Source organism: Kitasatospora sp. NPDC001309, assembly GCF_042896295.1.
Lineage (GTDB): Bacteria > Actinomycetota > Actinomycetes > Streptomycetales > Streptomycetaceae > Kitasatospora.
Genome location: NZ_JBIAXC010000003.1, coordinates 320464 through 332802, shown reverse-complemented (window position 1 = coordinate 332802; position 12339 = coordinate 320464). Strand labels below are relative to the sequence as shown.

The window sequence follows — 12339 nt, the reverse complement described above, 5'->3', positions numbered from 1 at the left end:
CGGGGCGGCGTTGGGGTGCGTGCATCGCAAGGCGGAGGAGGGAGCCCAATGCAGCGCATTGGCGACCGACGACAACGCGGCGAGGCGCGTGCCCCAACGCCGCCCCGCAGACGGGAGTTCGAAGACGGACCCCAGGTCCGCATGCACCGATGGCTTGGAAGCGATCGGCACCGCCACACCTCCACACCCCCACCCGAACCCTCAGGGGGAGCGGCCGGAGCGGCATCTACGGCATGAACGGGAGGCACGACACCCACCGGAATGAGAGGACCAAGCATGGCGATGGACTACTTCACCGACGAACGACACGAGAGCCTCCGGGCCGAGGTGCGTGAGTTCGCGGAGAAGGAGGTGCGTCCTCAGGTGGCCCGGATGGAGGCCGACCGGGAGATCGAGTTCGAGCTCTCGCGGGAGATCGCCCGCCGCGGCTGGATCGGCGTCACGATCCCGCGCGAGTTCGGCGGCCTGGGCCTGGGACACCTCGCCAAGACCGTGATCGTCGAGGAGCTGGCGCGGGTCAGCGGTGCGATGGGCGCGATGGCACAGGCCTCCCAGCTCGGCGTCGCCAAGGTCATCCACTTCGGTTCGGACGCCCAACGCCGGTCGTGGTTGCCGAAGTTCGCCTCCGGGGAGTGCCTGCCGACGATCGCGGTCACCGAGCCGGAGTCCGGCGGCCATGTGCTCGGCATGGGCGGCACCGCGCGTCGCGAGGGTGACGAGTACGTGCTGAACGGCCGCAAGGTGTTCGTCGGCAACTCGCACATCGGCGACGTCCACGGCGTGGTCTTCCGTACCGGCCGGGGCAGCAAGGGGCTGTCCGCCTTCCTGGTCGAGAGCGACCGGCCCGGCTTCCGCACCGGCACCGTCGGCACCCAGGGCGGCCTGCACGGGTTCAGCTTCGGCGAGCTCGTCTTCGAGGACTGCCGCGTCCCGGTCGGCAACCGGCTCGCCGAGGAGGGGCAGGGCCTCGACGTCGCCTACTCCTCCTCCACCCTGTACGGCCGGCTGAACCTGGGCGCCGTCGCGCTCGGCATCCACGTCGCCGTGGTGGAGGACACGGTGCGCTACGCCGAGGAGCGGGTGCTCTACGGCAAGCCGATCAACCAGCTGAACAGCATCGCCCTCAAGCTCGGCGAGATGCAGTCCCGGCTGATGACGGCCAAGTTGGCCGCCTACCACGCCTCGCACCTGCTCGACAACGGCAAGGCCTGCGACGCCGAGCTGATGAACGCCAAGCTGATCAACACCGAGTACGCGATGGACTCGGCACGTCAGGCGATGGAGATCTTCGCGGCGCGCGGCACCCAGGAGGAGCACAACATCATCCGCTACCTGCGGGACGCCACCCACATCTACGCCCCGGCCGGCACCTCGGACGTGCAGAAGCTGCGGCTCGGACAGGTCGCGACGGGCACCTACGGCAAGCAGTGGTCGGCCGAGCTGGCCGACCTGGCGAGCTGGGCGTGGACCGAGCTCAACGCGCTGGAGTCCGGGGCCTCCGGGGCCGCCCGCGCCGCCGGGGTCTCCCCGGCGGAGGAGCTGTACGGGTACAGCCCGCGCGGGGTCCGGGGCGTCCGGAGCGCTCGCGTGGTGCCGCTCTCCGCGGCGGGGTGAGCCGCGCGGCGGGGTGATCCGCACGGAGGACCGAGCCACGCGGAGGACCGAGCCGCGCGGAGGACCGAGCCGCGCGGCGGGAGCGCCGGATCCGCGGCTGCCGCCCGGATGGTGGCGAACTTTCGGTATGACGACGATTTGACCTGCTCCTGACGGCTCCCCGAGAGGCCCACCGACCTCCCGAGGAGCCGTCCCCGCTCCGCACCGACCGCGCTGAGCTGCGACGATCCGTCGGCGAACGCTCCGACCGGAACTGGCCGTTCCTGCCATCGCCCGTTCACATATCGTCAGTTGATGTTGCGATGGGGCCACCTGGGACTGATAGGTTTCCTGCCGTCGGCGGCCGAGCTGCACCCGCACGGACGGTGACACCGCGTCACCCCGTCCGGCGACCCCGGGCCTCGGCTCCCTGACGCCCGGTCCGGTCCGCTCGGGCCGACCCACCGTCCGGACCCGAGACCCGGCCTGCAACTCGGCCCTGCAACAAGGAATCAGATGCCAGGCATATCGGCCCCCCGCACGGGCCACCGCGCCGGCCGGTCCGGCTCCCTCCGCAGCTCGCTCCTCGCCCTCGTGCTGGTCCCCAGCCTGGGCCTCGCCGCCGCCTGGGGCTACGCCGCCTACCTGCTGCGCGACACCGCGAACCGCACCGCGCTGCTGGCCGGCACCGCCGCCGTCGCGCTGGTGCTGCTGGTCAGCCTGGTCCGCGGCATCCGGGCCGCCCGGTCGCTGTCCGCCCGGCTCGCCGGACTGCGCGGCGACACCTTCGCGCTCGCCCAGCACGAGATCCCCGAGATCGTCGGCCGGCTGCGCGCCGGGGAGCCGGTGCCCACCCCGCCCACCTGGGCACCGTCCCGGCGGGTCGGCGACGAGGTCCAGCAGACCTCCGACGGCCTGGCCGCCGTCCGGCAGGCCGCCGTCGCCGCCATCGTCCACCAGGCCCAGGGCCGCGAGGGGACGAAGAAGGTCTTCCTCAACATCGCCCGCCGCACCCAGATCCTGATCCACCGGCAGATCAGCATGCTCGACGCGCTGGAGCGCGAGCACGAGGAACCCGAGCTGCTGCGCGAACTGTTCGCCGTCGACCACCTGGCCACCCGGATGCGGCGCAACGCCGAGAACCTGGTCATCCTCGGCGGCGCACTGCCCGCCCGGCGCTGGCGCAACGCCGTGCCCGTGGTCAACGTGCTGCGCAGCGCCGTCTCCGAGACCGAGAACTACGCCCGGGTCGTCGTCCAGGGCGTGCCGCGCGCCTCGCTCAGCGGGCAGGCCGTCGCCGACGTGATCCACCTGATCGCCGAGCTGATCGAGAACGGCACCACCTTCTCCCCGCCGTACACCCAGGTGCAGGTCTCGGCCCAGGAGGTCCCCAAGGGCCTGGCGGTCGAGGTCGAGGACCGCGGCCTCGGCATGACCGAGGAGGAGTACGAGCGGCTCAACGAGTACCTGGCCAACCCGCCCGAGCTGGACGTCTCCGCGCTCGGCGACGACCTGCGGCTCGGCCTGTTCGTCGTCGCCCGGCTCGCCGCCCGGCACGACATCCAGGTCACCCTGCGGCCCTCGCCGTACGGCGGCACCCGGGCCGTGGTGCTGGTGCCCTCCGTGCTGCTGGAGCAGGCGGAGCAGCCGGCCACGGTGCCCGGGCTGCCGTCCGGCGCGCGGGTCACCCGGACCCCGGTGCCCGAACCGCGGCCGTCCGACGGCGACTTCGGCGTGGTCGACGACGAGCTGTCCGGCGCGCTGGCGGGGGTGCTCAACGGGCTGACGAGCAGCACCTCGGGCGGGGTCGACGGGATCGGTGGCGTCGGTTCCCCGGCGGTGCCGACGGCACCGACGGAGCCGGCAGGCGGCGGGGCCGACGGCGGGGTGATCCTCGGCGAGCTGCTCGCGCGGCAGGAGTTCGGACCGCAGGAGTTCGGCCAACAGGGCTTCGGGCCGCAGGAGTTCGGGCGGCCGGACGGTGAGGACGGCGGGCCCGTCCTCGACAACGCCGGGCTGACGGTCGGTGCCGAGATCCCCGGGCTGCCCGGGGCCGTGGTGGTCCCCCGGCCCGTGCTGCCGCGCCCGTACGACCTGCCCACCGGGCCGTCGGCGGAACTCGCCGCACAGCTCGCCGCGCAACTCGACCCGGGCGCCGGCGCGACCCCCGGGCATGGGGACGGGGCTCAGGCGGACCCGGCCGTCGTCGATCCTGCGGTCGTCGATCCGGCCGTCGTGGACTCGGCGGGCGGTCTCGACGGGGTGCCCGCCGACCGGTCGACGCCCACCCACGAACGCCCGCAGGAGGACAGCGTGGAGCACGGCCCGGACGGCGAACTGCGCACCCCGCGCATCCTGCCGCAGCGGGTCCGCAACGCCAGCCTCGCCGAGCAGCTCCGCGAGGCCAACGCGCCCGGCACCATGATGCCGCCGTCCACCCCGACCGCGCCGTCCTCGCCGTACGGGGCCCGCCCCGCCCCGGCCGGCCCCCGGTTCGGCGAGGCCGACGACCCCTCGCCGACGCGGTCCCGCGCCACCATGGCCGCCATCCAGCGCGGCACCCGCAGCGCCCGCGCGACCGGTACCGGACCGGACGCGCCCGCCATCGCCCCCCACCCGGCCGCACCTTCCGCCCCCGAGGGCACCGCGGAAGCCCCCGCCGTTCAGGAAGCCAAGGAACAGCAGTGATGACGCAGCACACCGAGACCCAGCGCGACCTCAACTGGCTGCTGGACCAGCTGGTGGCGCGGGTACCCGAGACCCGGCACGCCATCGTCCTCTCCGAGGACGGACTGCTGGTCGGCACGTCCCAGGGCCTCGACCGGGCCGACGCCGAGCACCTCTCCGCCGTCGCCTCCGGCCTGCAGAGCCTGGCCCGCGGCGCCGGACACCGCTTCAACGGCGGACGGGTCCGGCAGACCGTGGTCGAGATGGACCAGCTGTTCCTGTTCGTCACCACCGCCGGACAGGGCGCCCGGCTCGCCGTCCTCACCAGCGAGCAGGTGGACGCCGGACTGATGGCCTACGAGATCAACATGCTGGTCAAGCAGGTCGGCCAGTACCTCACCGCGGCGCCGCGCAGCGACGCGGGCCGACCCGGCGCGGGTGGCGGTGCGTGACCAGCGCCGACGCCGACGAGGGCTGGTTCTACGACAAGGACGCCGGCCACCTGGTCCGCCCCTACGCGATCACCAACGGGCGCACCGGCCCGGTCCGTGACGGTTTCGCGCTGATCACCCTGGTGGTCACCGCCGACCCGCGCACCGACACCAGCCGGCTGACCCCCGAACCGGCCGCGATCCTCGACCTGTGCCGCGAACGCCCGCTGGCCGTGGCCGAGATCGCGGCCACCATGGACCTGCCGGTGAGCGTGGTCAAGGTGCTGCTGGACGACCTGGCGGAGGCCCGGCTGATCCTCACCCGGGCCCCGGTCCAGCTCGCCGAGGCACCGGACATCTCCCTGATCCAGGCCGTGATCGAAGGCGTCCGCAGACTCTGACCGGCTGCCGCGTCCGTGACATCCGCCGCACCCGTCGCGTCCACCGCATCCACCGCATCCATCGCATCCATCGCACCCGCAGCATCCCCACAGTTCCTCTCCAGGAGACCCGAATTGACGACCCAGAGCCTGGTGCCGGGCGCGGTCAAGATCCTCGTCGCCGGCGGCTTCGGCGTCGGGAAGACCACCATGGTCGGCTCGGTCAGCGAGATCGAACCGCTGCAGACCGAGGAGCGGATGACCCGCGCCAGCATCGGGGTCGACAGCCTCGAAGGCGTCCAGGGCAAGTCCACCACCACGGTGGCGATGGACTTCGGGCGGATCACCGTCCGCGAGGACCTGGTGCTCTACCTCTTCGGCACGCCCGGGCAGTTCCGCTTCTGGTTCATGTGGGACGACCTCGCCCTCGGCGCCCTCGGCGCGATCATCCTCGCCGACACCCGGCGGCTCGAATCCAGCTTCGCCGCCGTGGACTTCTTCGAGCAGCGCGGAATCCCCTTCGCCATCGGGGTCAACTGCTTCCACGGCCGCCGCGACGCCACCCCGGAGGACGTCCGCCGGGCCCTCGACCTCGGGCCGGAGGTGCCGGTGGTGCTGTGCGACGTCCGGGAGCGGGCGTCCAGCAAGGAGTTGCTGCTCGCCCTGCTCGACCGGGTGCACCGGGACGCGCTGGCCGTCGGGCGGCGGTGAGGCGGCCAGGCGGTGGTGCGGCGACCAGGCGGCGCTGAGGCGGCCGGGCGGCGGTAGCCGCCCGGGTCACGCCTGGGCCGGGATCACGCCTTCGTCAGGCTGAGCTCGGCGAGCGCGTCGACCAGCGGGGCCAGCTCGGGGAGTTCCGCGGCCTGGGCCAGGGTCGCCTCCAGGGTGGCGTCGTGCACCGGGCGGGCGGCCTCCAGCAGGGCGCGGCCCTCGGAGGTCAGCTCGGTGTAGATGCCGCGCCGGTCGTCCGCGCAGAGGTAGCGGCTGAGCAGGCCCCGGTCCTCCAGGCGGCTCACCAGCCGGGTGGTGGCACTGCTGCTCAGCGCCGCCGCACGGGCCAGCTGCTGCATCCGCATGTGCCAGCCGTCCTGCCGGGAGAGCGCCTCCAGCACCGTGTACTCCACCACCGAGAGCTTGTGCTCCGCCTGGAGTGCCTTCTCCAGCGCGGCGTCGATCAGCCCGTGCAGGGCGGCGAGCGTCCGCCAGCCACCGGCCCGGACCTCGGCCGCGTCGTCGCGGATGGCCATGGCTCGCCTTCCCTTCACGTTCACCTGTGCGTCCTGAGCTGTCCCCTCTCGTACAAGTATGCCATTCGGCGCCGATTATCGGTCTCTGCAAATAAATCGGCTCACAGCTCCTTCCCGTCCTCCGTCCCGTTCTTCGGGCCGTTCTCCGTCCCGTCCTCCGGGCCGTCCTCCGAGTCGTCCTGCTCGCCGCCCCAGGAGGCGGAGCAGAGCGCGGTCGCCAGCGCCTCGGTGTAGTCGGCGGCCGCCAGCCAGGCGGTGGCGAAGGCGTCGTGGTCGTCCGCGACGATCCGGCCGAACACGTCACGCCGCTGGTCCGCGGCAGCCGCCCGCAGGCCCTCCAGCAACTCGGCGGCGGTCGCCAGCCCCGACGCCCGCAGCAGGGCCCGGTCCGCCGCCGCCGTGGCCGCGCCGGGCGCCGGCGCGGACCGGCCGGTGGTGACGGTCTGCTCCACCCGGCGGCCGAGCACGTGCACCGGCGGGCCGAGCGGCGGCGCGGTGGGGAGCTCGGCCGGGAGCCCGGCGGGCAGATCGGCGGATGGCCCGGTGGACGGGCCGGCGGGCAGGTCAGCGGTCTGCAGGCGTTCCAGGCCGAGGTTGACCCGGTCCGCCCGGTCGGCGGGCAGGGCAAGGCGGTCGTGGCCGTCGTGGCCGTCGTGGTCGGAGCCGTCCCAGGGCGTGCCGATCGCCAGCACCCGCAGTTCCGGACGGTCCGCGCGCTCCAGCCGTCCGATCAGCCGCAGCCGAAGGCCCGGGGCCGTGGCGAGCAGGGCCAGATTGGCCCGGAAGGCCAGATCGGGGTGCTCGTGCCCCGGGCGCAGCGCGATCACCGTGTCGCCCCCGACCGGACGGGCGAGCAGCTGGAGCGCCCCGCCCGGACCGGTCGGGGCCGTGCCCAGCAGGACGACGTCCAGGAACAACAGGTCGCTCCCCGCCGGGCGACTCCCGTACGGCAGCTCCTGCGCCGCCAGTGCCCGGGCCACCTGGGCGGCGGGCGGCTCGGCCCAGAGCCGGGCCACCGGCTCCGCCGTCCAGGCCGCGCCCGCCGCGCGGACCGCCCGCACCGAGGCACCCGCGCCCAGCCGCCCACCGGTGGACCTGGTCGCGCCCTGGACCGCCAGCCCCGCGCGGCTGAACTCACGGTGGCTCAGCGCCGCATCGCCCAGCCGGACCGTCCGGTTGCCCGCCCCGACGGCCAGCGGGGCGGCGGTCGTGACATCGCCGTGCGGGGTCACCTCGGCGATCGTGCTGAGCCGGCCACCCGCGTCCACCGCCCAACTGACCGCCCCCGCGTGGGTCGCGGTCAGCACCGGCTCGGCGAACAGCCCGTACAGCCGCAGGCCGCCCTCCTCGGCGTAGGCCTGGCGGGCGGTGCCGCGCAGGGCGGCGAGCGGGCTCGGGGCGGCGGGCGGGGTCAGGGCGTCGACCGGGGCGACCGGGGCGGTCGGCGTGGTCACGGCAGTCAGGGTGTTCAGGGCGGTGGTGAGGCCGAGCAGCTCGCGGAGCGCCGCCACCAGGTCCGCCAGCCGGTGGTCGGGCGCACCGGAACGCGCCGCCCGGATCCCGGTCACCACGGCGACCGCCGCCGCGGCCGGGCGGTACAGCCCCGCGACCCGCGCCCCGTGGCCGGCCCGCAGCAGCTCCGCCTGGGCGACCGCGCCCGCCCCGCTCACCCCGGCGGCCAGCAGCGCGCAGGCGGCGCGGTGGAGGTGCCGGGCGGCGCCGCGTTCGGCCGGGGTGAGGGCGGCGGGTCCGGGTTCCGGTCCCGACTCGCGTCCGGGTTCGAGTCGGGGTCCAGGGCGGGGTTCGGATCCGGGCTCGGGCGGGGTTGTGGTGGTGGTCGCGGCAGGTGTTCCCGGCGCCTCGGCCGGCGTGGTCCCGAGGCCCGGATCGTCGGCCTCGGCCAGCGGGCAGAGGCTGACGGCGGCGGCCCGGTGGACGCAGGCCGGGGCGAGCAGACAGCCGCACCGGACGTCGGACGGGCCGGCCACCACCCCGCCCGGGGCGTGCAGGACGAGCAGGACCTCCTCGTCCACCTGCACCCGCCACTCGTCGCCCTCCCGGCTGAGCGGCCGCTCGGCGAGCTTCGCCGCCGCGCCGTCCAACCGCTTCTGCAGGCGGGCGCTCAGCCCCGACACCACCTCGGCGACCACCTCCGGCCGGACCCCCGGCCAGCTGCTCCCGGTCTGTGAAGCCCGCTCTGTCTGTGTCGTGGCGTTCATCGCACCTTCTCCCCCACCCAGCGGGCCAGTTCCAGCGGGCTCAGCGCCGCCACCGGCATCCCGGCCGCGACCAGTTGGCCGGCGACCGCCTTCGAATAGCGGGCCGTCCCGGAGTCGTCCAGCGCCGCGCAGCCCAGCAGGTGCACGCCGGAGTCCACCAGGGCCCGGGTCTCGGCGAGCAGCGCGTTGACCGGGCCGCCCTCCTCGAAGTCGCTGACCACCGCGATCAGCGTCCGCGACGGCACCGTCACCAGCTCCCGGGCGTAGCGCAGACCGGTCGCGATGCTGGTACCGCCACCGACGCTCACCTCCAGCAGCAGGCTCAACGGATCCGCCACCTGCTCCGTCAGGTCGAGGACCTCGGTGGAGAAGGCCACGAAGTGGGTGCTCAACGAGGGCACCCCGGCCAGGATCGAGGCGGTGAGCGCCGCCCAGACCGTGGACGCCTCCATCGACCCCGACACGTCCACCACCAGGATCAGCCGCCAGTCGTTGGCCTGCCGCGCCCTGGTCCGGAACACCGGGCGCTCCGGCACGATCACGGTGCCCGAACCGTCCGGCCCGGGGCGGGCCGTGGCCAGGTTCGCCCGGATCGTCCGGTGGAGGTCCAGCCCGCCGCCCGGGCGCCGCGACGGGCGCGGCACGCTGATCCCGGTCAGCGCCGGGCGCAGCCGGGTCGCCAGCTCGCGGCTCAACTCGTCCACCATGCGGCGCACCAGCGGACGCAGCTTGGCCACCCGGGCCTCGGGCAGACCGCCCGCGTGGTCCAGCACCGCGCGCAGCAGGTCCACCGACGGGCGGACGGCGGACGGGTCGATCGCCTCCAGCACGTCCGTACGGCCCTGGGCGACGGCTGCCGCCAGGACCTCCTCCCGGACGCCCGGACCGAACAGGGCCTCCAACTCCTCGGCCCACTCCCGCACTCCGGGGAACGGCGCCTCGCGGCCGCCCCTGCTGCCGCCCCTGCCACCCCGGTCGTCCAGGCCGGGGCCGGAGCCCTCGCCGTGGCCGCTGCCGTACAACTCGTCCAGCGCGGTGGCGAGTCGGGCGCTGCGGCCGGACAGGCCGCCCGTGCCCGGGCGACCCAGCAGCAGGCGCCAGCGCTCGGCGGGCGTGAGGACGCGCTCGGGAGCGGGCGACGGGGCGGGTGCCGGGCCGGTCGCCGTCGTGGGCCCGGGTTCGGGCTCGGACCCGGACCCGGCCCCGGAGCCAGGCTCGGACACCTGGTCGGCGGTCCGGGGAGCGGCCGGCAGCAGGCCTCTCCCGGCGAGCACCCGGCGGGCCGCCAGGTCCGCGCGGACCCAACGGGCCACCAGAGCGGGGTCGGTCTGCTCCGGCAGGGCCGCCAGGCTGGTGCCCAGGCGGTCCTCGACGGAGACCAGCAGCCGGTCACGGGCGGCCGGGCTGAGCGTGTCGAAGCCACCGCGCAGCGCGGGCAGCCGGTCCAGGAAGGCGGCGTCCGAGAGCGAACCGACCCGCTCCAGCACCGGTTCGAGCGCCTCGGGCGCACTGTCGAACAGGCCCTCGGCAGCGGTCAACAACCCGACCAGCAACCGTCCGAGCACCTGCCGCGCCCGCACGTCGGTCGCCCCGTCCACCCAGGACGCGGCCCGCCCGCCGAACACCTGTGCGGACTCCTGCCCGAGCAGCACCCGCACCGCCCCGGCCGCGCCCCGCACCAACGGGCTCCCCCGCTCGGCGAGTTCCCCCAGCGCGTACCCCAGCCGCACCCCGCCCAGCTGGTCCGCCCGCCGGGCCAGCTCCACCAGCGCCCGCGCATCCGCGGGATCGTCCGAACCCCCCAACCCCTCCACCTGCCGCACCGCCACGGCGGTCAACAGCTCCATCGCCGCCCGCAGCGGCAGTCCGGGGCCGGTCCGACTGTCAACACCCTTGGAGGCCGAAGTCGTTGACTCCGCCGCACCGGCCGCACCCGCAGGTGCTTCACCCGCAGGTGCTTCCCCAGGGGCCGTGACCGGGAGGTGGCCGGCGGTGAGGCGGTCGAGGAGGGCGAGGGCGGCGAGGAGGTCGGGGAGGGTGGCGGTGGCGGGAAGGGTGGTGGTGAGTCGGGTGAGGAGGGTGGCGGTGAGGGCGGGGAGGGCGCAGGAGGCGGCGGCGGTGAGGCCGTCGATGATCTCGCGCGGGGTGGGGTCGTCGGGGAGGCGGCTGCGGAGGGCTCCCTCGGCGGCTTGGGCGGGGGTGACGCCCCGGGTGCCGGCGACGGTGAGCAGGGCGGTGACGGTGGGGGTCCAGTGCAGGCGCCAGCGGGTGCCGAGGGTTTCGGTGCCGCCGGGGCCGGTGGTGGAGACGGGGTCGGCGTAGGGGACGCCGCAGGCGGTGAGGCGGTGGAGGAGGATCTCGCGGCGGCGGTCGAGGGGGCTGCGCAGCGGGTCGAGGCGCAGTTCGCGCGGGCCCGGGTCGGCGGGGCCGGGGAGGCCCAGGTCGGCGAGCAGGGTTTCGACGGCGGGGCCGAGGCCGCTGCGCGGGGCGGCCGGGGTGGGGCGCCCGGTGCGGATGCCGACCAGGACCTGTTCGAGGGCGCGCGCGACGGCCCGGCCACGGCCGAGGGGCTCGCCTTGGGCGAGCACGGACTGGACGGCTTCGACGAGTTCGCCGCGCCCGGGGGCGGCGTGGCCGCGCAGTCGGGCGAGGTCGCCGGCCAGGCGGACGATCTCTCGGGCGTCCGCGGGGCCGGAGGGGTGGTCCTGGGCACGCAGGGCGGCGCAGATCCGGACGGCGGTGGTGGTGAGCGCCTCGTCGAGGCGCTCGGGGTCGCCGCCGGCGTCGAGGACGGTGTGCTGCCACTCGGGGTCGCGGATGCCGGCCGGGTAGCCGGAGCGGGCGTCGAGCAGCGGGTAGGTGTACGGAATGAGGGAGAGCACGTGCCCGGGTTCGTCGGGGCGGGGCGGCTCCTCGGGGGCGGTGGGCCCGTCGAGCAGGGCGGGGGCGTGGAAGGCGCCGACGACCACGGCGGTCCGGCGTCCGCCCGCCGAGGCGGCCCGGATGCGGGCGCGCATCCAGGCTTCGCGGCGCAGGTCGTACGGGTCGACGCCGGGGCCGGTTCCGGCGTCGTGGCGCAGGGCCCAGCCGACCAGGAGGGCGGCGCGCCGGACGGCCTCCGGGCCGGAGCCGGGGGCGGCGGTCTCGACGAGGCGGTCCCAGAGGTCGTCGTCGGTGGCACGGCCGGTGAGGCGGTGGCGCAGCGCGTCGGCCACGCCGGGGGTGTCGGGGCCGGCCGCGGGACGGCGGCCGCGCGGGCCGCCGGGGCCGGTGCGGTGGGCGAGCGGGAGGTCGCAGGCGATGGCTTCGACGCCGTTGCGCCGGGCCCAGCGCAGGGCGACGAGTTCCGGGGAGAAGTCGGCGAAGGGGTAGAAGGCGAGCCCGCCGGGGGCTGCGCCCGCGTCGTCCCCGTCCGCATCACCCCCGCCGGCCGGGGCGGCGGCGAGGGCGACGGGGGCCTCGGTGGCCTCGTCGGCGAGGTGGTCGAGCCAGGGCTGGAACTCGGCGGGCAGTTCGACCAGGACGGCCTCGGGCCGGGCGGCGTCGAGCAGCGCGGGGAGGACCGCACTGAGGGAGGGCGCGTGGTGGCGCACACCGATCAGGTACGGCCCGGGACGGTCGGTGCCGGAGCCGGCCAGCCGGGCCGTCTCGGCCCGGACCGCGGGGTCGGTGCCGGGATCGGTACCGGGGGCCGTGCCGAGGTCAGCACCGGGATCGGTGCCGTGGCCGCATACGGCGCCGGGGCCGGGGCGGACGGCCGGGTCGTCCGGGGTGGTGGTCCTCACCGCGCTGCTCGTCATCG

8 protein-coding genes are annotated in these 12339 nt (G+C 75.6%); 5 read left to right on the top strand and 3 right to left on the bottom strand.

The annotated features are described in order from the left end of the window. Nucleotides 1-276: 276 nt before the first annotated feature. The 5 genes from ACFY2K_RS05360 to ACFY2K_RS05340 all read left to right on the top strand — a co-directional run bounded on the left by ACFY2K_RS05360 (nt 277) and on the right by ACFY2K_RS05340 (nt 5782). On the top strand, nt 277-1614 hold the full coding sequence (locus ACFY2K_RS05360; RefSeq protein ID WP_380523165.1) for an acyl-CoA dehydrogenase family protein: 1338 nt from the start codon (nt 277-279) through the stop codon (nt 1612-1614). Nucleotides 1615-2109: 495 nt separating this feature from the next. Then, on the top strand, nt 2110-4281 hold the full coding sequence (locus ACFY2K_RS05355; protein WP_387709709.1) for an ATP-binding protein: 2172 nt from the start codon (nt 2110-2112) through the stop codon (nt 4279-4281). Further along, the gene (locus ACFY2K_RS05350; protein WP_375891987.1) at nt 4281-4712 is read left to right on the top strand and encodes a roadblock/LC7 domain-containing protein; all 432 of its coding nucleotides are present in this window, start codon (nt 4281-4283) and stop codon (nt 4710-4712) included. The genes ACFY2K_RS05355 and ACFY2K_RS05350 overlap by 1 nt, the downstream gene beginning before the upstream one ends. Continuing rightward, nucleotides 4709-5092: a DUF742 domain-containing protein gene (locus ACFY2K_RS05345; protein ID WP_207813170.1), complete on the top strand. Its 384-nt coding sequence runs from the start codon at nt 4709-4711 to the stop codon at nt 5090-5092. Before ACFY2K_RS05350 ends, ACFY2K_RS05345 begins: the two co-directional genes overlap by 4 nt. A gap of 114 nt (nt 5093-5206) precedes the next feature. After that, nucleotides 5207-5782 carry an ATP/GTP-binding protein gene (locus ACFY2K_RS05340; protein WP_375891989.1) on the top strand — a complete coding sequence of 192 codons (576 nt, stop codon included), beginning with the start codon at nt 5207-5209 and terminating at the stop codon, nt 5780-5782. 83 nt (nt 5783-5865) lie between these two features. Here ACFY2K_RS05340 and ACFY2K_RS05335 read toward each other — a convergent pair whose 3' ends face one another. The 3 genes from ACFY2K_RS05335 to ACFY2K_RS05325 form a co-directional block, all read right to left on the bottom strand. Next, nucleotides 5866-6318 (bottom strand): MarR family winged helix-turn-helix transcriptional regulator, encoded by a 453-nt coding sequence (locus ACFY2K_RS05335; protein WP_387709706.1) that lies wholly within the window; start codon nt 6316-6318, stop codon nt 5866-5868. A gap of 101 nt (nt 6319-6419) precedes the next feature. Then, complete coding sequence (locus ACFY2K_RS05330; RefSeq protein WP_387709704.1) at nt 6420-8537, bottom strand: hypothetical protein; 2118 nt, start codon at nt 8535-8537, stop codon at nt 6420-6422. Next, nucleotides 8534-12337, bottom strand: coding sequence for a DUF5682 family protein (locus ACFY2K_RS05325; RefSeq protein WP_387709702.1), 3804 nt, complete (start codon nt 12335-12337; stop codon nt 8534-8536). The genes ACFY2K_RS05330 and ACFY2K_RS05325 overlap by 4 nt, the downstream gene beginning before the upstream one ends. Nucleotides 12338-12339: the final 2 nt, after the last annotated feature.

Excerpts from the sequence above, each read along its gene's own strand:
- ACFY2K_RS05360 (WP_380523165.1), top strand. The coding sequence starts at position 277 with ATGGCGATGGACTACTTCACCGACGAACGACACGAGAGCCTCCGGGCC.
- ACFY2K_RS05355 (WP_387709709.1), top strand. The coding sequence starts at position 2,110 with ATGCCAGGCATATCGGCCCCCCGCACGGGCCACCGCGCCGGCCGGTCC.
- ACFY2K_RS05350 (WP_375891987.1), top strand. The coding sequence starts at position 4,281 with ATGACGCAGCACACCGAGACCCAGCGCGACCTCAACTGGCTGCTGGAC.
- ACFY2K_RS05335 (WP_387709706.1), bottom strand. The coding sequence starts at position 6,318 with ATGGCCATCCGCGACGACGCGGCCGAGGTCCGGGCCGGTGGCTGGCGG.
- ACFY2K_RS05330 (WP_387709704.1), bottom strand. The coding sequence starts at position 8,537 with ATGAACGCCACGACACAGACAGAGCGGGCTTCACAGACCGGGAGCAGC.
- ACFY2K_RS05325 (WP_387709702.1), bottom strand. The coding sequence starts at position 12,337 with ATGACGAGCAGCGCGGTGAGGACCACCACCCCGGACGACCCGGCCGTC.